This window comes from Sphingobacterium kitahiroshimense, assembly GCF_025961315.1.
In the GTDB taxonomy this organism is placed as follows: Bacteria; Bacteroidota; Bacteroidia; order Sphingobacteriales; family Sphingobacteriaceae; genus Sphingobacterium; species Sphingobacterium anhuiense.
Genome location: NZ_JAOQNK010000001.1, coordinates 2,795,395 through 2,820,966, shown reverse-complemented (window position 1 = coordinate 2,820,966; position 25,572 = coordinate 2,795,395). Strand labels below are relative to the sequence as shown.

The window sequence follows — 25,572 nt, the reverse complement described above, 5'->3', positions numbered from 1 at the left end:
TAAACGCAAGTTAATAACCAGGTGAAATAATAAATGTTACGTTATTTGCTTCCAACTTACTAACAAACATTTAATAATTTAATTCAAAACAAGATGGCAAAAGAAGTCAGTGCGTTAGTAAAATTACAAGTTAAGGGCGGAGCTGCGAATCCATCTCCACCAGTAGGACCTGCTTTAGGTGCTAAAGGTGTGAACATTATGGATTTCTGTAAACAGTTCAACGCTCGTACGCAAGACAAACCAGGAAAAGTATTGCCTGTTGTCATTACAGTTTACGCTGATAAATCTTTTGATTTTATCATTAAAACTCCACCAGTTGCTATTCAATTGAAAGAAACTGCGGGTTTAAAAAGCGGTTCAGGTGAGCCTAACCGTAAGAAAGTAGCTTCAGTTACTTGGGAACAAGTAGAAGTTATTGCTAAAGATAAAATGGTAGATTTAAACGCGTTTACTTTAGATGCTGCTATGAGAATGGTAGCTGGGACAGCACGTAGTATGGGGATTACTGTAGCAGGTAATGCTCCTTGGAACAATTAATTAAGAAATCAATTTAAGAAAAGTGGCTAGATTAACAAAAAATCAAAAAGCGGCACTATCCAAAATTGAAGCTGGTAAAGCATACTCTTTAAAAGAAGCTGCGGCTTTAGTTAAAGAAATCTCATTGACCAAATTCGATGCTTCTGTGGATATCGACGTTCGTTTAGGCGTAGATCCCCGTAAGGCAAATCAAATGGTTCGTGGTATTGCAACTTTACCTCACGGAACTGGTAAAACTGTACGTGTTTTAGTTTTATGTACTCCTGATAAGGAAGAAGAAGCTAAAGCAGCAGGTGCTGACTTCGTGGGTTTAGATGAGTATATCAGTAAAATTGAAGGCGGTTGGACTGACGTTGATATCATTATTACAATGCCTAGTGTGATGGCTAAAGTAGGTAAATTGGGTCGTATTTTAGGTCCAAGAAACTTAATGCCAAATCCTAAAACTGGAACTGTAACTACAGAAGTAGGTAAAGCAGTGACAGATGTTAAAGGCGGTAAGATTGATTTCAAAGTTGATAAAACTGGTATCATCCATACTTCAGTTGGTAAAGCGTCGTTCGATGCAGACAAAATTTATGAAAACGCATTAGAGGTATTACAAACTATCTCTCGTTTGAAACCGTCTGCAGCAAAAGGAACATACTTTAAAAGCATTCACATTTCATCAACTATGAGTCCTGGTATTCATATTGAGACTAAATCAGTAGCGGGTATTTAATCATGAGAAAAGAAGAAAAACAAGAAATTGTTCAAGCTCTTGCCGAGCAGATTAAATCTTACGGTAATTTCTATATTACTGACACTTCTGAATTATCGGTTGAAAAAGTGAACGGCATTCGTCGCAAGTGTTTCGAAGGTGGTATTGAAATTAAAGCTGTTAAAAACACTTTAATCAAAAAAGCATTAATTGAAGCTGGTGTTGATTCAGAAGAAATTATTGGCGCATTGAAAGGTGCATCTACAATGATGTTTTCTGAGGTAGCAAATGCTCCAGCAAAATTAATTCAAGCTTTACGTAAAGAAGGTGATAAACCTTTGTTAAAAGCTGCTTATATTCAAGAAACTGCATTCGTAGGTGACAATCAGTTGAAAGCATTAGTGAGTCTTAAATCTAAAAATGAACTCATCGCTGACGTTATCGCTGCATTGGAATCTCCTGCTAAGAATGTTATTTCAGCTCTTCAATCGGGTGGAAATACAATTTCAGGTTTAGTAAAAGCTTTAGAGCAAAGAGGTTAACGAATACTCTTTTAAAATAAAACATTCGTACTATTAATAATAACAATTTTTCATAACGACATTCAAAAATTCAAAATAAAATGGCAGATTTAAAACAACTTGCTGAGCAGTTAGTAAACTTGACAGTAAAAGAAGTTAAAGAACTAGCTGATATCTTAAAAGACGAGTACGGTATCGAGCCTGCTGCTGCTGCTGTTGCAGTTGCTGCTGCTCCAGCTGAAGCTGCTGCTGCTGAAGAGAAAACATCTTTCGATGTTATCTTGAAAGAAGCTGGTGGTGCTAAATTAGCTGTAGTTAAATTAGTAAAAGATTTAGCTGGATTAGGCTTGAAAGAAGCTAAAGATTTAGTAGACGGTGCTCCTAAAGAAGTTAAAACTGGTGTTTCTAAAGACGAAGCACAAGCGTTGAAACAACAATTAGAAGAAGCTGGAGCTGTTGTTGAGATTAAATAATCTTAGCTAACAAGCCCTCAAAAGGTTTAGACTCTGACGTATTTTCGTTAGAGTCTATTCCTATTTATGATATTTGACTACTAGTCTATGTGTGTGCTGAACATAGTCGAGATGTAGTAATAACAGCATAGTTAAGCTCAGTTTTTTTAAAACTAAAATTCATATCCCCTTGGCAAACAATAATATTCAACAAGAAAGAGTAAATTTTGCGACAAGCAGGAAAGTTCTGGAATATCCAGATTTCTTAGATGTGCAATTGCAATCTTTCAAGGAGTTTTTTCAATTAGAAACTACTTCTGACAACCGCCATCAGGAAGGGCTGTTCAAGGTATTCTCGGAAAACTTCCCTATTTCTGATTCTAGAAACATTTTTGTGCTCGAGTTTTTGGATTATTTTATTGATCCTCCTCGCTATGATATACAAGAATGTATCGAACGTGGGTTAACTTATAGCGTTCCTCTAAAGGCGAAGTTAAAGTTATCATGTAATGATGAAGAACACGAAGATTTCGAAACTATTGTACAGGACGTATATTTGGGAACTATCCCATATATGACACCGAAAGGTACTTTCGTGATTAATGGTGCGGAGCGCGTAATCGTATCTCAATTACACCGTTCACCTGGCGTTTTCTTTGGTCAAAGTAGACACACAAATGGTACTAAACTATATTCTGCAAGGGTAATTCCTTTTAAAGGATCTTGGATCGAGTTTGCAACTGACGTAAATAACGTTATGTATGCTTATATCGACCGTAAGAAAAAATTCCCAGTTACTACTTTATTACGTGCTATCGGTTATGATTCGGATAAGGATATCTTAGAATTATTTGATCTTGCTGATGAAGTAAAAGTTAGTAAATCTGGTCTTAAGAAATACGTTGGTCGTCGTTTGGCGGCAAGGGTATTGAAAAAATGGATTGAAGATTTTGTTGATGAGGATACAGGTGAAGTTGTATCTATTGACCGTAATGAAATCATACTTGAACGTGAGACTGTTTTAGAAGAAGATCACATTGACTTGATCATCGATGCTGGAGTAAAATCTATTATTTTAGCGAAAGAAGATGCATCTAACAATGCGGACTATTCAATTATATATAACACATTACAAAAAGATACGTCTAACTCTGAGAAAGAGGCAGTAGAGCATATCTACCGTCAGTTACGTAACGCTGAACCACCTGATGAGGAAACTGCTCGTGGTATCATCGACCGTTTATTCTTCTCGGACAAACGTTACGATTTAGGGGATGTTGGTCGTTACCGCATTAACCGTAAATTGAAATTAAATACTCCTGATGAAACGAAGGTATTGACTCGTGAAGATATCATCGCTATCGTGAAGTATTTGATTAACTTAATCAACTCTAAAGCTGAGGTGGATGATATTGACCACTTATCTAACCGTCGTGTACGTACTGTAGGTGAGCAATTATACGCGCAATTTGGAGTAGGTCTTTCTCGTATGGCACGTACTATTCGTGAACGTATGAACATTCGTGATAATGAGGTTTTCACACCAACAGATTTAATTAATGCACGTACGTTATCGTCTGTTATTAATTCTTTCTTTGGTACTAACCAGTTATCACAGTTCATGGATCAAACGAACCCTCTTGCAGAGATCACGCACAAGCGTCGTCTTTCAGCTTTAGGTCCAGGTGGTCTTTCTCGTGAGCGTGCTGGTTTCGAGGTTCGTGACGTTCACTATACGCACTACGGTCGTTTGTGTACAATCGAAACTCCTGAGGGACCAAATATTGGTTTGATTTCGTCATTAGCTGTTCACGCTAAGATTAATAATTTAGGTTTTATCGAAACGCCATACCGTCGTGTTGAAGATGGTCGTGTTGTGGTTGAAGAACCTGTACATTATTTATCTGCTGAGGACGAAGATGAGAAAACAATCGGTCAAGCTAATGCACAATATGATGATAATGGTAATTTTATCGATGCTAAAGTAAAAGCTAGATATTTTGGTGATTTCCCGGTAATCGAACCTACACGTTTGGATTATATGGATGTTGCACCTAACCAGATTACGTCTATTGCGGCTTCATTAATTCCTTTCTTGGAGCATGATGATGCCAACCGTGCATTGATGGGATCAAACATGCAGCGTCAAGCTGTTCCAATTTTACGTCCACAAGCACCTATCGTAGGTACTGGTCTAGAAGGCCGTGTTGCGAAAGATTCTCGTACATTAATTAATGCAGAGGGTAATGGTGTAGTTGAGTATGTAGATGCGGATGAGATTAAAATTCGTTACGACCGTACAGATGATGACCGTTTAGTGTCATTTGATGACGACGTGAAAACATATAGATTGATCAAATTCAAGAAAACCAATCAGAATACTTGTATGAACTTAAAACCTATTGTAGGTAAAGGGCAACGTGTGACTAAAGGTCAGGTATTATGTGAAGGTTATGCCACTGAAAATGGTGAATTAGCATTAGGACGTAACTTGAAAGTTGCATTCATGCCTTGGCAAGGATATAACTTTGAGGATGCGATCGTAATTTCTGAGCGTGTAGCAAAAGAAGACTGGTTTACTTCTCTTCATATTGAAGAGTTTGAATTGGAAGTTCGTGATACAAAACGTGGTGAAGAAGAATTAACAGCAGATATCCCTAACGTTTCGGAAGAGGCGACTAAAGACTTAGACGAAAACGGTATCATCCGTATTGGTGCTGAGGTTAATGGCGGTGATATCTTGATTGGTAAGATCACTCCAAAAGGTGAGTCTGATCCTTCTCCAGAAGAGAAATTATTACGTGCAATCTTTGGTGACAAAGCGGGTGACGTGAAAGATGCTTCATTAAAAGCTTCTCCTTCATTGAAAGGTGTTGTTATTGATACGAAGTTATTTGCACGCGCTAAGAAAATGTCAAAAGAAGTTGAGCGTAAAACATTAGAGAAATTAGAAACAGCACATGAAAGAGCTGTTAAGATTTTGAAAGAACGTTTAGTAGAGAAATTGTTTACAGTTGTAAATGGTAAAACTGCTCAAGGTATCTATAATGTATATAAAGAATTATTAGTAGCGAAAGGAGCTAAGTTTACACAAAAAATCTTAGCTGAATTAGACTACAATAACATCAACCCTACAGGTTGGACAACTGACGAAGATAAGAATGAAATGATTAAAGCTTCTTTACACTTCTATAACATTAAGTTAAACGAAGAGTTAGGTGCTTTCAAACGTGATAAATTCGCAGTTTCTGTCGGTGATGAATTGCCATCAGGTATCGTTCAAATGGCTAAAGTTTACGTTGCTAAGAAACGTAAATTGAAAGTAGGAGATAAGATGGCTGGTCGTCACGGTAATAAAGGTATTGTTGCACGTATTGTACGTGATGAAGATATGCCTTTCTTAGATGATGGAACACCAGTAGATATCGTGTTAAACCCATTAGGTGTACCTTCTCGTATGAACTTAGGACAGATTTACGAAACTGTTTTAGGTTGGGCTGGTCAAAAATTAGGTGTTAAATTTGCAACTCCTATTTTCGACGGTGCTGAAAAAGAAGAGGTAGAAGACTGGGTAGCTAAAGCTGGTTTACCTGCTTCAGGTAGAACTTACTTGTACAATGGTTTAACGGGTGAGCGTTTTGACCAACCAACTACAGTTGGTGTGATCTATATGTTAAAATTAGGACACATGGTTGATGATAAGATGCACGCTCGTTCGATCGGACCATACTCATTGATTACACAACAACCATTGGGTGGTAAAGCTCAATTCGGGGGTCAGCGTTTTGGTGAGATGGAAGTTTGGGCATTAGAGGCATTTGGTGCATCTAATATCCTACAAGAAATCTTGACTGTGAAATCGGATGATGTTGTTGGTCGTGCGAAAACTTACGAGGCTATCGTAAAAGGAAACAATTTACCAACTCCATCTGTACCAGAATCGTTTAACGTATTGGTACATGAGTTACGTGGTTTAGGTTTAGATATCACATTGGATTAATTAAGCAAAGTGAAGTTTTAGTGATCGCTATGATCACTAAAACTTCTTCATAAAGCTTTAACTTTTGAATAAGTATGTCTTACAAAAAAGATAATAAAATTAAAAGCAACTTTACATCAATTACTGTAAGCTTGGCGTCTCCAGAAACAATTTTAGAGCGTTCAAGTGGTGAAGTTGTAAAACCGGAAACGATTAACTATCGTACCTACAAACCAGAACGTGATGGTTTATTCTGTGAGCGTATCTTTGGTCCTGTAAAGGATTATGAATGTCACTGTGGTAAATACAAACGTATCCGTTATAAAGGTATCGTATGTGACCGTTGTGGTGTTGAAGTTACGGAGAAAAAAGTACGTCGTGAGCGTATGGGACACATTTCATTAGTGGTTCCTGTTGCTCATATCTGGTACTTCCGTTCTCTTCCAAATAAAATTGGTTATTTATTAGGTCTTCCTACCAAGAGACTAGACATGATTATCTACTACGAAAGATATGTAGTTATTCAGGCTGGTATTAAAGAGGACGATGGTATCAACTATATGGACTTCTTGACTGAAGAAGAATATTTAGATATTTTAGATACATTACCGAAAGAAAATCAATATTTAGATGACAACGATCCTCAAAAGTTCGTTGCTAAAATGGGTGCTGAAGCGTTAGAAGAATTATTGAAACGTATTGATTTAGATAAATTATCTTATGATTTACGTCATCAAGCGGCTAACGAAACTTCTCAACAACGTAAAAATGAGGCTTTAAAGCGTCTTCACGTTGTAGAAGCATTCCGTGGTTCTAGAGACCGTATTGAGAATCGTCCGGAGTGGATGATTGTTAAAATCGTTCCTATTATTCCACCGGAATTGCGTCCATTAGTGCCTTTAGATGGTGGTCGTTTTGCGACTTCAGATTTAAATGATTTATACCGTCGTGTTATTATCCGTAATAACCGTTTGAAACGTTTAATTGAAATCAAAGCTCCAGAAGTAATTTTACGTAATGAAAAACGTATGTTACAAGAGGCTGTAGATTCATTATTCGATAACTCACGTAAAGTTAACGCAGTGAAAACTGAAGGTAACCGTGCGTTGAAATCATTATCTGATATCTTAAAAGGTAAACAAGGTCGTTTCCGTCAAAACTTATTGGGTAAACGTGTGGATTATTCGGCTCGTTCGGTAATCGTCGTTGGACCTCACTTGAAATTGCACGAGTGTGGTATACCTAAAGATATGGCAGCAGAACTTTACAAACCGTTTATCATTCGTAAGATGATCGAACGTGGTATCGTTAAAACTGTAAAATCGGCTAAGAAAATTGTAGATCGTAAAGATCCTGTTGTTTGGGATATTTTAGAAAACGTGTTGAAAGGTCACCCTGTATTATTAAACCGTGCACCTACGCTTCACAGATTGGGTATTCAAGCTTTCCAACCTACTTTAGTAGAGGGTAAAGCAATTCAATTACACCCATTAGTGTGTACAGCGTTCAACGCCGATTTTGATGGTGACCAGATGGCAGTCCACTTACCTTTAGGTAATGCTGCAGTTTTGGAAGCACAAGTTTTAATGTTGGCTGCCCACAATATCTTAAATCCTGCAAATGGTTCTCCAGTAACAGTACCATCTCAGGATATGGTTTTGGGTCTTTATTATATTACTAAAGGCCGTAAGAGCACACCAGACCATATCGTTCATGGTGAAGATATGATTTTCTATTCTGCTGAAGAGGTAATTATCGCTTTAAATGAGAAGAAAATTGATTTGCATGCTTTTATTAAGGTAAAAACTAAAATCAGAACAAAAGACGGTAGTATTGTTGATACGTTATTAGATACAACAGTTGGTCGTGTTATCTTCAACCAGGTTGTACCTCATGAAGTAGGTTTTATCAATGAGTTATTAACGAAGAAATCTTTGCGTAATATCATTGGAGAAATTGTGAAAACTACGGGTATGGCTCGTGCTGCACAGTTCTTGGACGATATGAAGGAATTAGGTTTCCAAACGGCCTTCAAAGGTGGTTTATCGTTTAACTTGCAAGATTTGAACATTCCTGCTGCTAAAACTGACTTAATTCAACAAGCTACTAACGAAGTTGAAGAAGTAATGAATAACTATAACATGGGTTTCATTACTAACAACGAGCGTTATAATCAAATTATCGATATCTGGACACGTATCAACAATAAGTTGACATCACACGTAATGGATATCTTATCGAATGACAACCAAGGTTTCAACTCCGTATATATGATGCTTGATTCTGGGGCGCGTGGTTCGAAAGAGCAAATTCGTCAGTTGTGTGGTATGCGTGGTTTGATGGCTAAACCTCAGAAATCTGGTTCAGCTGGTGGTGAAATTATTGAGAATCCGATTTTATCAAACTTTAAAGAAGGACTTTCAGTATTAGAGTACTTTATCTCTACCCACGGTGCGCGTAAAGGTCTTGCCGATACGGCATTGAAAACTGCCGATGCGGGTTACTTAACACGTCGTTTACATGACGTTGCACAGGATATGATTGTTATTACGCAAGACTGTGGAGGTTTAAGAGGTATTTACACAACTGCATTAAAAGATAACGATGATGTTGTAGAACCGTTATATGATCGTATTTTAGGTCGTGTTTCATTGTACAATGTATATGATCCTGAAACAGGTGAATTACTCGTTTCTGAAAATGAAGATATTGAAGAAGCTGTTGCTGAACGTATTGAAGCTTCAGGTATTGAGGGTGTTGAGATCCGTACTGTATTAACATGTGAGTGTAAACGCGGTGTATGTGCTAGCTGTTACGGTCGTAACTTGGCATCTGGTAAACGTGTTCAATTGGGTGAGGCTGTCGGTGTAATTGCTGCGCAATCAATTGGTGAGCCAGGTACACAGTTAACGCTTCGTACGTTCCACGTCGGTGGTACGGCTTCTAACATTGCTGCTGAGTCACAAATATCTTCTAAATATGCTGGTACTGTAGAATTTGAAAATCTACGTACAGTATCTCAAGAAGGTGAAGACGGTACGCATCAAGTAGTATTGGGTCGTTCAGGTGAGATTAAAATTTTGGATGAAACTAAAAAAGTTGTATTCCAACAAAATATCCCTTACGGTTCTCAATTATTCGTTGAAGAAGGAAATCAAGTAGCTAAGGGTGATAAATTAGTATCATGGGATCCATACAATGCTGTTATTATCTCTGAGTTTGCCGGTAAAGTTGAATTTGATGCAATTGTTGAAGGTGTAACTTTCCGCGAAGAGTCAGATGAGCAAACGGGTCACAAAGAGAAAGTAATTATTGAAACTCGTGATAAAACGAAGAATCCTGCTATTAAGATTTTAGATAAAAAAGGTGAAGTAATTCGTACATATAACATTCCAGTAGGAGCTCACGTTTCTGTATCGGACGGTGTAACTGTTAAAGAAGGTGGTATCTTGGTTAAGATTCCTCGTTCTACAGGTAAAACGCGAGATATTACAGGGGGTCTACCTCGTGTAACAGAATTATTTGAAGCGCGTAATCCTTCTAATCCAGCAGTTGTAACTGAGATTGATGGTGTTGTAACTTTAGGTGGTGTTAAACGTGGTAACCGTGAGATCTCTATTGAGTCACGCGATGGCCAGATTAAGAAATACTTAGTTCCACTTTCGAAACATATCTTAGTACAGGATAATGACTTTATTAAAGCAGGTATGCCTTTATCGGATGGTTCGATCTCTCCAGCAGATATCTTATCAATTAAAGGTCCTTCAGCAGTACAGCATTATATCGTAAATGGTATTCAAGAGGTTTACCGTCTTCAAGGTGTGAAAATTAATGATAAACACTTTGAGACGATTGTTCACCAAATGATGCAGAAAGTGAATATTGAAGATCCAGGAGATACGCGTTTCTTAGAAAAAGAAGCAGTTAACAAATGGGATTTCATGGAAGAAAACGATTCACTTTACGACAAGAAAGTTGTAGTTGAAGCAGGTGACTCTAATGACTTACGTCCAGGACAGATCGTTTCATTACGTAGATTACGTGAAGAAAACTCAAGCTTGAGACGTCGTGATCAAAAACTAGTAGAGGTACGTGATGCTATTCCAGCAACTTCAAGTCCTTTATTACAAGGTATAACTAGAGCTTCGTTAGGAACGAAATCATTTATCTCTGCAGCATCATTCCAAGAGACTACTAAAGTCTTGAACGAAGCAGCTATTGCAGGTAAACGTGATAATTTATTAGGATTGAAAGAGAATGTAATTGTGGGTCACTTGATCCCTTCAGGTACAGGTCTTCGTCAATACGGTAATATTATCGTTGGTTCACGTGAAGAATATGATCAATTATTAGCTTCGAAAGAAGAAGATTAATAATTTTTAATAATACGTAAAAGGGTTGCAGATTTTATTTGCAACCCTTTTTTTGTTTAACATTATACTGCGACTCTTGTATATATGCCTGTTGTAGTTTTAACCTTGTTAAAGAATGAATGCTATTTGGTTTCAGTTACCTCTTGGTGAATAGGCATTTACTACTTTTTGAGAAACATCAGCAAAGCCTCAATCTAAGCATAGTATACTGAATTCAGTAGCAACAGAGGTTAACGGTTTAGTGTTGATGATCGTTCAACACCAGTTCGAATGTTTAGATAAAATAGTCTTCATCGGGAGTGGTTGAGCAGGGCGGGAGACTCAAGAAAATAGCACGACATGCTGCATTTGATAAATCGATGTGCGTTCCAGATAAGATTTTCGTTCATTACGTAAAGGTTTTTGTTACGGATAAGATGTAAGTGAAGATCTTTTGATGCTCCACATATCGGGTGCTAAAAGTTAGACTACTGAAATGTACATTCCCTATTAAATGATCGGCTATTTCCCGTTATTGATAAAAGATCTGCATTAAATGCTTATCTGAGCACGTCTGTAGTGGGCGCGAATCATTGTTTTTCTCAGATTAGCGAATATTTTTTTGAGCATTATACCAATATATATTATGGGATTGCAGCAATTAGTTATTGAAATGGAGTTCAAGTATAGCAGTCAAAAATACCTTGTAAAAGAAGGAATCAGTCCTTTTTTATTCCAGATGTCTTGCTATAGATCTATAGCTTATAAATGAATCACCCAATGTTACAGTTAGTTAACCTTATTATTTAGAAATAAGCGAAAAAAGATTAGGAAGTGATTATAAAAAGTCGCTATCTTTGCACCACTCCGCAAGGGAGGAACGGCTTATCCGAAAGGATAGGCACTGAAAAAAGAAGGGTTTAATGAAGATTAAACGCAGAAACAGCAGGAAAACAAAAAAAATAAATTTTCACATTTATTTTGGAGAAACCAAAAAGATTTCTACCTTTGCAGTCCCAACGGAAACGAAGGGAAACAGAAACAAGATCGATAACGGCGCAATGCCGACATCATAAAAGCCGAAGCGAGATGCGGAAGCGAGAGAAGTTCTTTAAAAATATAATCATGTAACGTAACGAGTAGTGTTGAGAAACAGCGAAAGTTAAAAAAATCAACCTGTTCAATTTTAGAATTAGAAATTAAAATACAAGACAATTCTATTTATTATAAATAGTCTTGATCTTACACTTCATTTTACAATGGAGAGTTTGATCCTGGCTCAGGATGAACGCTAGCGGCAGGCCTAATACATGCAAGTCGGACGGGATTCAGGGAGTAGCTTGCTACGAACTGATGAGAGTGGCGCACGGGTGCGTAACGCGTGAGCAACCTACCCATATCAGGGGGATAGCCTCTCGAAAGAGAGATTAACACCGCATAACATCATTAACCGGCATCGGTTTGTGATCAAATATTTATAGGATATGGATGGGCTCGCGTGACATTAGCTAGTTGGAGAGGTAACGGCTCACCAAGGCTACGATGTCTAGGGGCTCTGAGAGGAGAATCCCCCACACTGGTACTGAGACACGGACCAGACTCCTACGGGAGGCAGCAGTAAGGAATATTGGTCAATGGAGGCAACTCTGAACCAGCCATGCCGCGTGCAGGATGACTGCCCTATGGGTTGTAAACTGCTTTTGTCAGGGAATAAACCTTTCTACGTGTAGAAAGCTGAATGTACCTGAAGAATAAGGATCGGCTAACTCCGTGCCAGCAGCCGCGGTAATACGGAGGATCCAAGCGTTATCCGGATTTATTGGGTTTAAAGGGTGCGTAGGCGGTCCTATAAGTCAGTGGTGAAAGACGGCAGCTTAACTGTCGCAGTGCCTTTGATACTGTAGGACTTGAATCTATTTGAAGTGGGCGGAATAAGACAAGTAGCGGTGAAATGCATAGATATGTCTTAGAACTCCGATTGCGAAGGCAGCTCACTAAGTTAGTATTGACGCTGATGCACGAAAGCGTGGGGATCAAACAGGATTAGATACCCTGGTAGTCCACGCCCTAAACGATGATAACTCGATGTTTGCGATACACAGTAAGCGTCCAAGCGAAAGCGTTAAGTTATCCACCTGGGGAGTACGGTCGCAAGATTGAAACTCAAAGGAATTGACGGGGGCCCGCACAAGCGGAGGAGCATGTGGTTTAATTCGATGATACGCGAGGAACCTTACCCGGGCTTGAAAGTTAGTGAATGATCCAGAGACGGATCAGTCCTTCGGGACACGAAACTAGGTGCTGCATGGCTGTCGTCAGCTCGTGCCGTGAGGTGTTGGGTTAAGTCCCGCAACGAGCGCAACCCCTATGTTTAGTTGCCAGCACATAATGGTGGGGACTCTAAACAGACTGCCAGCGTAAGCTGTGAGGAAGGTGGGGACGACGTCAAGTCATCATGGCCCTTACGTCCGGGGCTACACACGTGCTACAATGGACGGTACAGCGGGCAGCTACATAGCAATATGATGCTAATCTCTAAAAGCCGTTCACAGTTCGGATTGAGGTCTGCAACTCGACCTCATGAAGTTGGATTCGCTAGTAATCGCGTATCAGCAATGACGCGGTGAATACGTTCCCGGGCCTTGTACACACCGCCCGTCAAGCCATGAAAGTTGGGGGTACCTAAAGCATGTAACCGCAAGGAGCGTGTTAGGGTAAAACCGATAATTGGGGCTAAGTCGTAACAAGGTAGCCGTACCGGAAGGTGCGGCTGGAATACCTCCTTTCTAGAGCATTCGGAATTGAAGCTCGTTACGGATACACATGATTTATATAAGAAACAAATAAGAAACATTTGAAGAAATGTGCCCATCCCTGAAAATGGATGGTCCAGAGAGATAGAATGATAAGCTAGTCCCGTAGCTCAGTTGGTTAGAGCACTACACTGATAATGTAGGGGTCAGCAGTTCAAATCTGCTCGGGACTACCATCTAGATGTGAGATGACAGATATGAGATCTGAGACGTAAAGTCTGCTGCCTCTGTTCCGGAATCTATAATCTACACCACGGGGAATTAGCTCAGCTGGCTAGAGCACCTGCCTTGCACGCAGGGGGTCATCGGTTCGACTCCGATATTCTCCACATCCTTAGACGTGGGACACAGGATAAGAGACATTAGACACTTTATAGTTTCTGATATCTCAGATCTGATATCTCCGATCTAAAAGAAGAGTTCTTTGACATATTGAAAGAAAAAAAATTACAAGAGAAGACAACAGTAGAGACAATACTGTGATGTGCTCGATGTATTATGAAGACCCTCGGTCAAGGCCGAACGGATTAATGCGTAGCATCACGGTTATATATCAAAAAGCAACCCATAGTAGCAAAAGGGCTATGAGGTGAAGAAAGTAAATAAGGGCACACGGGGGATGCCTAGGCTCTCAGAGGCGATGAAGGACGTGATAAGCTGCGATAAGCTTCGGGGATTAGCAAATGTGAGTTTGATCCGAAGATTTCCGAATGGGGCAACCTAGCATACTGAAGGTATGTTGTAAAATACGCGAACGCGCTGAACTGAAACATCTAAGTAGGCGTAGGAGAAGAAAATAATAATGATTTCCCAAGTAGTGGCGAGCGAACGGGAAAGAGCCCAAACCAATAATGTTACGGCATTGTTGGGGTTGTAGGGCTGCGATGTGGCATTAGCAAACAGAAGTGGAATGGGATGGGAAGCCCAGCGATACACGGTGATAGCCCTGTACACGTATAGAATGCTAGCCTAGCAGTACCCTGAGTACCGCGGGGTCGGAGACGCCCTGTGGGAATCTGTCAGCACCATCTGATAAGGCTAAATACTCCTGAGAGACCGATAGTGAACTAGTACCGTGAGGGAAAGGTGAAAAGAACCTCGAACAGAGGAGTGAAAAGAACCTGAAACCGTGTGCTTACAAGCGGTCGGAGCTGCCAGGTGCAGTGACGGCGTGCCTTTTGCATAATGAGCCTACGAGTTACTCTTGTCTGGCAAGGTTAAGTGGTTCAGCCACGCAGCCGAAGCGAAAGCGAGTCTTAATAGGGCGCATAGTCAGATGAGGTAGACGCGAAACCTTGTGATCTACCCTTGGGCAGGTTGAAGTTGCAGTAACATGTAATGGAGGACCGAACCGATAAACGTTGAAAAGTTTCCGGATGACCTGAGGGTAGGGGTGAAAGGCTAATCAAACTGGGAAATAGCTCGTACTCCCCGAAATGTTTTTAGGAACAGCGTCGGCATGGAGTCTTATAGAGGTAGAGCTACCGATTGGGTGCGGGGGAGTCAAATCCTACCAAATCCAGACGAACTCCGAATGCTATAAGATATGGCCGGCAGTGAGGCTTTGGGTGCTAAGGTCCAAGGCCGAGAGGGAAAGAACCCAGACCATCAGCTAAGGTCCCTAAATATACGCTAAGTTGAACTAACGAGGTCCGACTGCACAGACAGCTAGGATGTTGGCTTGGAAGCAGCCATTCATTTAAAGAGTGCGTAACAGCTCACTAGTCGAGCGGTCGGGCGTGGATAATAAACGGGCATCAAGTGTATTACCGAAGCTATGGATTCATGCATTATATGTATGTCTGGTAGGGGAGCATTCTATTTACGGAGAAGCGGTCTGGTAATGGGCCGTGGAGTTGATAGAAAAGCAAATGTAGGCATAAGTAACGATAAGGCGGGTGAGAAACCCGCCCACCGAAAGACTAAGGTTTCCTGATCAACGCTAATCGGATCAGGGTTAGTCGGGGCCTAAGGCGCATCCGAAGGGAGTAAGCCGATGGACAACTGGTTAATATTCCAGTACTTTTTATAACTGCGATGTGGTGACGGAGTAGTGACACTGCCGCGAACTGACGGAATAGTTCGTTAAAAGGCGTAGGTATAGGGACGGTAGGCAAATCCGCCGACCCTGCTGAAACCCAATAGTACAGCAAAGCTTCGGCGGCGCTGATAGAGCAGGTAAACAGACTTCCAAGAAAACCCGCTAAGCTTCAGGTTATAAAAACCCGTACCGTAAACCGACACAGGTAGTCGAGGAGAGAATCCTAAGGTGCTCGAGTGAATCATGGCTAAGGAACTCGGCAAAATGGCCCTGTAACTTCGGGAGAAGGGGCGCTTCCTCCAGCGATGGAGAAGCCGCAGTGAAAAGGCCCAGGCGACTGTTTAACAAAAACATATGGCTTTGCAAAATCGAAAGATGAAGTATAAGGCCTGACACCTGCCCGGTGCTGGAAGGTTAAGAGGGGATGTCATCGCAAGAGAAGCATTGAATCGAAGCCCCAGTAAACGGCGGCCGTAACTATAACGGTCCTAAGGTAGCGAAATTCCTTGTCGGGTAAGTTCCGACCTGCACGAATGGTGTAACGATCTGGGCGCTGTCTCAGCCATGAGCTCGGTGAAATTGTGGTATCGGTGAAGACGCCGATTACCCGCAACGGGACGGAAAGACCCCATGCACCTTCACTATAGCTTAACATTGAAATTGGGTACAGGATGTGTAGGATAGGCGGGAGATGTTGAAGTGGCTTCGCCAGGAGTCATGGAATCAACCTTGAAATACCGCCCTTTCTGTATTCGGTTTCTAACTCGATCATGTCGAGGACATTGTTTGGTGGGTAGTTTGACTGGGGTGGTCGCCTCCAAAAAGGTAACGGAGGCTTTCAAAGGTAAGCTCAGTACGCTTGGTAACCGTACGGGGAGTGCAATGGCATAAGCTTGCTTGACTGTGAGACCAACAAGTCGAACAGGGTCGAAAGACGGACATAGTGATCCGGTGGTTCTGTATGGAAGGGCCATCGCTCAAAGGATAAAAGGTACGCTGGGGATAACAGGCTGATCTCCCCCAAGAGCTCATATCGACGGGGAGGTTTGGCACCTCGATGTCGGCTCGTCACATCCTGGGGCTGGAGAAGGTCCCAAGGGTTGGGCTGTTCGCCCATTAAAGTGGCACGCGAGCTGGGTTCAGAACGTCGCGAGACAGTTCGGTCCCTATCTGTTGTGGGCGTTGGAAGTTTGAGTGGATCTGTCCTTAGTACGAGAGGACCGGGATGGACTGACCGCTGGTAAACCAGTTATGCCGCCAGGTGTACGGCTGGGTAGCTACGTCGGGAATAGATAAGCGCTGAAAGCATCTAAGTGCGAAACTAGCCACGAGATGAGACTTCCTTATAGGGCCGTAGTAGACTACTACGTTGATAGGTTGCAGGTGTAAAGGTAGAAATACCATAGCTGAGCAATACTAATCACCCGAAGCTTTCTCAAGCAACGCAAACACTGTTGTCTTCCTCTTTTAGTTTTTCTTTCAATTGTCTATAGATAATGCTTTTTATAGAGCATATATCACATAAAAACATTTTAGGTGCCTATATCGGCGGTGTCTACCTCTTCCCATTCCGAACAGAGAAGTCAAGCCCGCCAGAGCCGATGGTATTGCCGTAACAGGTGGGAGAGTAGGTCGGTGCCTTTTTTTATACAGAAGCCTTTGCTATACAGCAGAGGCTTTTTTGTGTTTATACCTTTTTATACCTGAGCTATTCTTACTTTAAGCTTCATTTAAATCCTAAATTTGTTCTATATTTGAAATGCTTTTATTTCAGCACGAATGTCACATATAACAATTATAGAATTAGCGGAACGTTTAGGTCTATCCAAGTCTACAGTATCACGGGCTTTCCGCGATGGTAATGATATCAATCCCAATACAAAAGCACGTATTTTAAAAATGGCTGATGAATTAGGATTTTCACCTAATATGTATGCGAGCAATTTAAGAGCTAATAAAAGTAGTACCATCGCTATTATAATACCTGAATTTGGAAATAAATTTTTTAGTCAGGCGATTAAAGGAATTGAATTGGTTGCCCGTTCAAAAAATTACCATACTTTAATTTATGTAACAGACCACCGCGTGGATAAAGAAGCTTCTATTATACGGTCGTTGATCAACGGACGAGTAGATGGGGTTATTATGTCTGCTTCTGGTGAAGGCCATGATCATAGCCATCTTCAGGTACTAAAAGATAATAATATACCGGTTGTTTTCTTTGATAGAACTTATGATGATGTGAATACCAGCTATGTGACTGGAAACGATTTTGAAGCAAGTTTTGCTGCTACAGAGCATTTAATAGAGAACGACTGTAGACGAATTGCTTATTTAGTAATTAATCAAAATGTCTCTATTGGTAAGGTACGTATGGCGGGTTATCAGGCTGCTTTGGAAAAATATAAAATTCCTTTTGATGCTAATTTGGTGCTTGATACGGTGAATGAATCAGAAGGTAATATGGAAGACATTAAGAATTTGTATAAAATACAAAAACCTGATGGTCTATTTGCTTCCGTTGAACGTTTGGCTATTTCGGCAATGCGTGTTGCCAAAGATCAAGGAATTAATATTCCTTCTGAATTAAAGTTGATCTGCTTTTCATGTTTAGATATTGCAGATCTTCTAGAACCTGGATTAAGTGTTGTTAAACAACCCGCTTATGAAATGGGAAAAACTGCTACAGAATATCTGTGTCAACTGATTGCTAAACCGATTAGCTTCTCTAATCAAGAAGTAACTTATCTGGAATCTTCTCTAATTTTTCAGAAATCTAGTAAAAAAAATCATTAAAAAGTTTGGATTTAAGCCTTTAGCTTTTTATCTTAGATAAATATTGGGAACGTTCCCAATATAGGATTACCAATTGTAAAGGGATTTTAGCTTTGAATTCATAGTATATTTTTAGCGTACAAGATGCTTTAATGCATCATTATGGGAACGTTCCCATAAATTATATTGCCAATTGTAAGGAGTTATGAGACATTATTTTATCTGTATATTTTTTAGTATATCGGTTATTTTTTTTAGTTGTAAAAAAAGTAATCCTGCCACTATAGCGATAGAAAGTGAAGTGTCTCCTAGTGATATTGGTTTAGTCACAACGAGTAAGCTGTTTAATTATTGGGATGAGTCCATTACATTTATGTTTGATGTAAATGAGGGGAATCGGGCACTGGTATCGGCAGATGGACCATTGTTTTTACATATTGGGCTAATTACTGCTATAAGTAAAGATGAAAATGATTGGAAAGAGGTTGCTACGGATTGGACAAAAAATGATGATGCATTTAAGCTAAGCCGTCAATTTGATGGACGGTATAGCATCACGTTAAAACCGAGTGAAGTTTTTAAAGGAATTGCTGGAACTGACGTGATTAAAATTGCGTTAGTAGTACGCAATGGTTCAGGAACAAAAATTCAGAGGAATAGAGATGGGTCTGATATTTATGTAGATGTTGCTACAAAAGGGGAAGTTCATCTTTCATTTTTAAAACCTAGCACACAGCCTACTTATATTTTAACATCGGAAAAAGAAGCTTATTTATTGAATGAAGAGCTCGCTATCGAAGTTTTTTCTACGGTAGCGGGCAAACTTTCACTACGTATTGATGAAGTTGAACAGGAAACTGTAAGCAATTCATCGCAGCACACATTTAAATGTAAGTTTGGAACTTTAGGTGTACATCTTATTACTGCTCGCATAGAAGTTAATGGAAATAGCTACGAGAAGAAGTTACGGATATTCGTTAATGATAAGCCTGAAATTGCAGCACTTCCTATCGGCGTCAATAAGAACGGTGTAACGATCGACAAGGAAAAGAAAACAGTGAGTTTCGCGTTAACTGCTCCTGGAAAATCAACTATTTTTCTATTAGGTAGTTTTAATAATTTTCAGGCAGAATCAAAGTATGTCTTGAAACAGGCACCTGATGGAAGTACATGGTGGTTAACAGTAGCAGATTTGGATTTTTCAAAAAAGTATACCTATCAATTTCTAATTGATGGTCAGTTAAGAATAGGGGATCCTTATAGCAAGTTGGTATTAGATCCAATCTATGATAACAATTTAGGAAGTTCAGTCGCTGAGTTGCCAGCATATCGTATACAGCAGACTACAGGTCAGGTGAGTGTATTGGAATTAAATGGTGCGGACTATCCTTGGAAAGTTCAAAACTTTAACAAACCAAATGCTTATGATTTAGTGATTTATGAATTGCTTACACGTGATTTTTCAAAACAGCATAATTTTAATGCGATCCGCGATTCCATTCCATATTTAAAGCGTCTAGGTATTAATGCCGTCGAACTGATGCCTGTTCAGGAAAGTGAAGCCAATTCTACTTGGGGTTACAATCCTTCTTATCATTTAGCCGTGGATAAATATTATGGTCGTCCAAATGATTTAAAGAGTCTCATCGATAATCTTCATCAGGCAGGAATTGCGGTCATCTTAGACGTGGTACTTAATCATGCATTCGGACAATCACCTCTTGCTCAATTGTATTTTGAAGGACAAACCACGAGCTCTAATAATGTTTGGTTTAATATGATGCCAAGACATCCTTTTAATGTCGGATATGACTTTAATCATGAAAGCCCTTATACACAAACTTTTGTGAAGGATGTTATGAAGTATTGGATTACAGAATTTAAGATAGACGGCTTCCGTTTCGATTTATCAAAAGGATTTACACAGAAAAATACGGGTACTGCAGAAACTAACGTTGGGTCTTGGTCTGCTTATGATGCTAGCCGGGTTGCGATCTGGAAAAATTATCATGATTATCTTAAAATTCTTGATCCAAGTTGCTATGTTATTTTAGAACATTTCGGTTCTGATCAAGAAGAACAAGAATTAGCTGCTGAAGGAATGTTACTGTGGAATAATTTAAATTGGAATTTTAATGAAGCGACTATGGGCTATAATAGCGGATCTAAATCGGATTTGAGTAGATTATTTGCGGAATCACATGGTTTTAAGACAGCTAATATGGTGAGCTACATGGAGTCTCATGATGAAGAAAGAATCCAATTTAAGAATGCTCAATATGGTTATGCTGACGGTTCTTATTCTGTTAAGAATCTTGCTACTGCTTTGGATAGGACTCAAGCAGCAGCAACGTTTTTGTTAACTAGTCCTGGTCCAAAAATGATCTGGCAATTTGGTGAATTCGGTTACGATATCTCGATAGATGAAAATGGTCGAACAGGGGAAAAACCATTGAAATGGGATTATTTGTCCAACATTTCTCGTAAGCGTTTATTTGAGCACTATGCAAAATTGATCAGGTTGAAAAAATTAAATTCAATTTTTAGAAAAGCAACTTTATTATCGTCCTCACTGCAGGATGGATTGAAACACTATAGCATGTCTGATGGAAATCAAACTGTATTTGTAATCGGAAATTTTGACACTGTAACGAGAGCGTTTCAAATTACATCAGATTTAGCGGGGAGCTGGTATGATAATATGACCCGATCGAATCTAAATTGGGATCAAAATAGTCAGATTACAATTAAGCCTGGTGGATACTACCTTTTAAGTAAAACTAAATTAATAAACTAAACATATAAAATCAATTACATTATGAGCAAATTTACATTACGTGCTGTAATGACCTTTGGTCTTTTGATGATGCTTTGGATGAATGCTTTTTCGCAAAATTCTTCACTTTCTGGTAAAGTGGTGGATGATAAGGGAGAAGTTGTGATCGGAGCTACTATTGTAATCAAAGGAAATCCAATTTCAACAGCAACAAATCAAAACGGGGAGTACACAATTAATCAAGTGCCACTAGGAAAGACGACTGTTACGGTCAATATGATCGGTTACAGTTCTATGGATTTACAGATCCAAATTGTCTCCGGTGCAAATGTGTTGAATTTCAACTTGAATTCAAGTACCAAAGATTTAGAAGAAGTAGTTGTGATCGGTTACGGTGTGGCCAAGAAAAAACAAATTACAGGTTCTATATCAAGTGTCGGACCAAAAGAATTTAATACTGGGGTAGTGAGTTCGCCTGACCAGTTATTGGCAGGTAAAGTTGCAGGTCTGACGGTGAATAGATCAGGTGGTGACCCTACTGCAGCATCCACTATCCAATTGCGCGGACCATCGTCATTGACTGCTAGTTCTTCACCATTATATGTGATTGATGGGGTAGTCGGTGCAAACATTGAATTGGTAGCACCAGATGATATCGTATCGATGGATGTTATGAAAGATGCTTCGTCCACTGCAATTTATGGGTCACGTGCTGCAAATGGAGTTATTTTCGTGACGACAAAACGCGGTAAAGCAGGTAAGCCTGTCTTATCTTATAGTGGTTATGCTGCTATTGAAAGAGTTGCAAATCGTGTCAATGTGTTAAGTGCTGCTGAGCACAAGCAATTTGTTGCAGACAATGGTTTGACTGTGGCTGCCTCCGAGACTGGTTTTGATACTGATTGGCAAGATGAAATAACACGGACTGGGGTTTCTCATAATCACAATCTCTCGCTAACAGGTGGTTCTGAAGGAACTCGCTATAATGCTTCTGTAAATTACTTTAATAATCAGGGTATTGTGAGAAGAAGTGATTTAGAAAGGGTCGTAGCGCGAGTTGGTATTGATCAAAATGCTTTTGATGATCGCTTGAAATTAGCGCTTAATGTTGCTAATAGTATGAACAAATCCAATCATGTAGACTACGGGATCTTTAATGGGGCAGCTCGTTATCTCCCTACTTCACCGGTCCGTTCTGATGATGTTGCTTATGCGCCATATAATGGTTATTTCCAAGTACCTGGAAGAACAAACTATTTTAATCCTGTAGCTATGTTAAATCAACGCGATGAAGAGAGAAATAACAATACTTTGCTAGCTAGTTTAAAAGCGGATCTGACGATCTTCAAGGGATTGACCTGGACTAACGTGATATCGTATCAGCAAAATCAATTTGATAAAAAATACTATATGCATCGTACAGACTTTGATTCGAAGGCATTGGGAAGAGGATTTGCTGAACGTTCAAACTTGAAAAATATAGATAAGATTTTTGAGTCTTATGTTAATTATAATGTCACTAAGAATCTTCATTCTTTTGATGCAATGGCTGGTTATTCGTATCAGAAAACTAAAAATAATGATGGCGTTGTTGCTTCTTCTGTCGGTTTTATGTCTGACGATCTAGGAGGCAATAACCTTAATTTAGGAACCTTGCCAGATGGTTATAATCCTTATAGTACCTATCCTTATATTTTAGAATCTTTATTGATTTCGGTTTATGGTCGTGTGGGATATAATTATGATGAAAAATATTTGTTAAGTGCATCTGTACGTCGTGACGGTTCATCAAAATTTGGAAAAAATAATAGATGGGCAACATTTCCTTCAATTTCCGGAGCTTGGAGAATAAGTAGGGAAAGTTTCATGCAAGACCAAGATTTATTTAGTGAATTAAAGTTACGTATGGGGTATGGTGTTTCAGGAAATCAAAATATAGATCCATATCGACAGATCATTATTTTCGGTCCTCAAAATGGTCAATTTCTATATAATGGTAATTGGATGAATGCCTATGGCGTTAACCAAAATGAAAACCCTGATTTAAAATGGGAAAGTACATCAATGTTTAATGCTGGATTGGATTTTGAATTATGGAGAGGGCGTTTTGGAGGTACCATTGAATATTATAATAAAGAAACTAAGGATTTATTGTATGAGTACGACGTTCCTTCGCCACCTTATCAGTTCAATCGTTTATTAGCTAATGGAGCAAGCATGAGTAATAAAGGTGTTGAGATCACTTTAAATGCCGTCGTTTATCGCAATAGTGATTTTTCATATAATACAACTGTCAACTTCGCCCGTAATATCAATAAGGTTGGTTCATTAGCTTCAAATATCGAAAATATTGGCGTATCGCAGCGTTATGAAGGAAGTATTGGTCTTGACGGCTGGACCGGTCAAACGGCAGCAATTGTTTTACCAGGTCATGCATTAGGAACATTCTATGTTGCTAATTATATGGGCTACGATGAAGTTGCGAAGAAAACGATTTATCAAAAACCAACAGGTGAACTTGTCACACAGGATCAGATTTCGGCACCAGATGATTATATGGTCATGGGGCAGGCGCTTCCTAAATTTACTTATGGATGGAATAATAGTTTTCAATATAAAAACTGGGACTTAAACTTCTTCTTACGTGGTATGTATGGCAATCAAATTTTTAATGCTACCCGTGCCGATTTAAGCCGTCTTCAACAAGCAAATGTGACGAATATTTCTAAAGATGCAGTTGAAGAAGGCATCTTTGAAACGCCACTAATTGCTTCTAGCAGATTTATTGAAGATGGTTCATTTTTAAGACTAGATAATGCAACATTGGGTTATACATTTAGTACCAAAGAATCTAAATATTTAAAAAATGCTCGGTTATATGTATCTGGACAAAATTTATTTACGATAACCAAATATTCGGGTGTAGACCCAGAGGTAAGTTTAGGTGGTTTAGCACCTGGTGTTGATAATAGAAATTATTATCCGAAAACAAGATCTTTCTTGTTAGGTGTGAAATTAACTTTTTAACCCTTATTCACAATTAGTTATGAAAAAGAGATTCAGTAAAATTCATTTATTCTTATTTGCCGGGTTACTGGTTGCAGGACAGTCTTGTACCAAATTTGACGATAAGATGTATTCAGCATATACAGAAGATACATTTCCCAAGACTCCAGAACAATTTATCGCCTTAACAGGGCCTGTATATACCAGTGCAAGAGGTTATTTTGATAATTATTTTAGTCTGCAAACAGCGGGATCTGATGAAGTTATTATCCCAACAAGAGGAGGAGATTGGTTTGATGGTGGAAAATGGCGGGACATGCATTACCATACTTGGTCAGCGTCACATGAAGTTGTTCAAAATAATTGGGATTGGGGTTTCAATGCAATAGGTACTTGTAACCGTGTGCTTAGTATTTTAGAACAAGCTCCAGAATCAACTACAAAAGCACAGACAATTTCTGAAATAAAAGCCATGCGCGCTTGGTATTATTTTATGATGATGGATGCTTACGGAAACATTCCGCTAGTTACCAGCTTTGATACAGGAACAGAGTTACCGGCAACTACAGCTCGGGCAGAAGTCTATAAATTCATTGTAAAAGATTTAGAAGATAATCTAGCAAATTTAAGTGAAGAAAAAACAGAAGCTACTTATGGTCGACCAACAAAATGGTTTGCACATACCTTATTAGCAAAACTGTACTTAAATGCACAGGTTTATAGTGGCACTGCAAATTGGAATAAGGTGGTTGAACATAGCAATGCTGTCATTAATTCGGGGAAATATGCGCTAGAAAATGATTTTTTGACGCAATTTAAACCTGATAATGGCGCTTCAAATCCTGAACCAATATTTTCAATTCCTTATGATGCTTCCCGTGCTACAGGGAATACTTTATTCAACCGTGTACTACATTATGCACATCGTCAAACCTTTGAATTGAGCATTAATCCGTGGAATGGATGGAGTGCACAACCGGCCTATTTTGACTTGTTTGAAAATGCGGATAATCGTAAAAAACAATGGTTATATGGTCAACAGTATAATTCTACGGGTCAACCTCTGAATTATAACGGACTTAATGTCATCTTAGATCCATATAATTATAAATTAATACCGGGATCTGATTTTGACATTGGAGGAGCGGATGATGGAGGACGTTTAGCAGGTGCACGTTGTATCAAATACTATCCGGATAAGAACCAGATTAGTAATAATGCCGGCAATGATGTGGTTGTATTCCGCCTAGCAGACGTGTTGCTGATGAAAGCCGAAGCTGTTTTAAGAGGAGCTACAGCAGCAAGTGTTTCCCAAGCTGTTGATGCAGCTAATCAGGTCCGTAAACGTGCATTCCCAGTTAATCCGGAGAAACATTTTACGGCTAGCACATTAACTTTGGACGCTATTTATAAAGAACGTGCCTTAGAATTTACGTTTGAATTGACCAGAAGAACAGATATGATTCGTTTTGGTAGATGGGAAGATGCTCAGTTATTTAAACCAGCAAATGCTGGAGAAACTTACAAACGTCTATTTCCTATTCCCGCAAGAGCAAGAGCTAATAATAATAAATTGGATCAAAATCCTGGTTATTAATCTTTAAATGAATAGAAATTATG

General features: G+C 39.4%; 10 protein-coding genes, 2 tRNA genes and 3 rRNA genes. All 15 read left to right on the top strand.

All coding sequences use genetic code 11. The features are described from left to right. The first annotated feature begins 93 nt into the window (after positions 1–93). The 15 genes from rplK (at position 94) to M2265_RS12495 (ending at position 25,549) form a co-directional block, all read left to right on the top strand. The gene (gene rplK / locus M2265_RS12565; RefSeq protein ID WP_021191050.1) at positions 94–537 is read left to right on the top strand and encodes a 50S ribosomal protein L11; all 444 of its coding nucleotides are present in this window, start codon (positions 94–96) and stop codon (positions 535–537) included. 22 nt (positions 538–559) lie between these two features. Then, positions 560–1,258, top strand: a complete 699-nt coding sequence (rplA, locus tag M2265_RS12560; protein ID WP_021191049.1) for a 50S ribosomal protein L1 — start codon at positions 560–562, stop codon at positions 1,256–1,258. Between the two features lie 2 nt (positions 1,259–1,260). Then, a complete protein-coding gene (gene rplJ / locus M2265_RS12555) occupies positions 1,261–1,779 on the top strand; it encodes a 50S ribosomal protein L10 (protein ID WP_132773505.1) in 519 nt (172 codons plus the stop codon). Positions 1,780–1,859: 80 nt separating this feature from the next. Next, a complete protein-coding gene (rplL, locus tag M2265_RS12550) occupies positions 1,860–2,231 on the top strand; it encodes a 50S ribosomal protein L7/L12 (RefSeq protein WP_021191047.1) in 372 nt (123 codons plus the stop codon). A gap of 169 nt (positions 2,232–2,400) precedes the next feature. Further along, positions 2,401–6,210, top strand: a complete 3,810-nt coding sequence (gene rpoB / locus M2265_RS12545; RefSeq protein WP_132773507.1) for a DNA-directed RNA polymerase subunit beta — start codon at positions 2,401–2,403, stop codon at positions 6,208–6,210. 74 nt (positions 6,211–6,284) lie between these two features. Continuing rightward, entirely contained in the window at positions 6,285–10,562 is a 4,278-nt protein-coding gene (gene rpoC, locus M2265_RS12540; protein ID WP_132773509.1) for a DNA-directed RNA polymerase subunit beta', read from the top strand. A 1,235-nt stretch (positions 10,563–11,797) separates the two neighbouring features. Then, a 16S ribosomal RNA gene (locus M2265_RS12535) occupies positions 11,798–13,327 on the top strand. 126 nt (positions 13,328–13,453) lie between these two features. After that, a tRNA-Ile gene (locus tag M2265_RS12530) sits at positions 13,454–13,530 on the top strand. A 79-nt stretch (positions 13,531–13,609) separates the two neighbouring features. Continuing rightward, positions 13,610–13,683 (top strand) — tRNA-Ala (locus M2265_RS12525). 263 nt (positions 13,684–13,946) lie between these two features. Beyond that, positions 13,947–16,834, top strand: a 23S ribosomal RNA gene (locus M2265_RS12520). Between the two features lie 93 nt (positions 16,835–16,927). Beyond that, positions 16,928–17,039: ribosomal RNA gene (gene rrf, locus M2265_RS12515) — 5S ribosomal RNA — on the top strand. The 16S, 23S and 5S rRNA genes sit together here with 2 tRNA genes alongside, the layout of an rRNA operon. Positions 17,040–17,174: 135 nt before the next feature. Continuing rightward, positions 17,175–18,191 (top strand): LacI family DNA-binding transcriptional regulator, encoded by a 1,017-nt coding sequence (locus tag M2265_RS12510; protein WP_021187795.1) that lies wholly within the window; start codon positions 17,175–17,177, stop codon positions 18,189–18,191. Between the two features lie 184 nt (positions 18,192–18,375). Then, positions 18,376–20,967 carry an alpha-amylase family glycosyl hydrolase gene (locus M2265_RS12505; protein ID WP_132772091.1) on the top strand — a complete coding sequence of 864 codons (2,592 nt, stop codon included), beginning with the start codon at positions 18,376–18,378 and terminating at the stop codon, positions 20,965–20,967. A 21-nt stretch (positions 20,968–20,988) separates the two neighbouring features. Beyond that, positions 20,989–23,973, top strand: coding sequence for a SusC/RagA family TonB-linked outer membrane protein (locus M2265_RS12500; RefSeq protein ID WP_132772092.1), 2,985 nt, complete (start codon positions 20,989–20,991; stop codon positions 23,971–23,973). 19 nt (positions 23,974–23,992) lie between these two features. After that, a complete protein-coding gene (locus M2265_RS12495) occupies positions 23,993–25,549 on the top strand; it encodes a RagB/SusD family nutrient uptake outer membrane protein (protein ID WP_132772093.1) in 1,557 nt (518 codons plus the stop codon). Positions 25,550–25,572 lie beyond the last annotated feature (23 nt).

What these genes read in the sequence shown, in the direction of transcription:
- rplK (WP_021191050.1), top strand. Translation starts at nt 94, where the DNA reads ATGGCAAAAGAAGTCAGTGCGTTAGTAAAATTACAAGTTAAGGGCGGA.
- rplJ (WP_132773505.1), top strand. Translation starts at nt 1,261, where the DNA reads ATGAGAAAAGAAGAAAAACAAGAAATTGTTCAAGCTCTTGCCGAGCAG.
- rplL (WP_021191047.1), top strand. Translation starts at nt 1,860, where the DNA reads ATGGCAGATTTAAAACAACTTGCTGAGCAGTTAGTAAACTTGACAGTA.
- rpoC (WP_132773509.1), top strand. Translation starts at nt 6,285, where the DNA reads ATGTCTTACAAAAAAGATAATAAAATTAAAAGCAACTTTACATCAATT.
- M2265_RS12510 (WP_021187795.1), top strand. Translation starts at nt 17,175, where the DNA reads ATGTCACATATAACAATTATAGAATTAGCGGAACGTTTAGGTCTATCC.
- M2265_RS12505 (WP_132772091.1), top strand. Translation starts at nt 18,376, where the DNA reads ATGAGACATTATTTTATCTGTATATTTTTTAGTATATCGGTTATTTTT.
- M2265_RS12500 (WP_132772092.1), top strand. Translation starts at nt 20,989, where the DNA reads ATGAGCAAATTTACATTACGTGCTGTAATGACCTTTGGTCTTTTGATG.
- M2265_RS12495 (WP_132772093.1), top strand. Translation starts at nt 23,993, where the DNA reads ATGAAAAAGAGATTCAGTAAAATTCATTTATTCTTATTTGCCGGGTTA.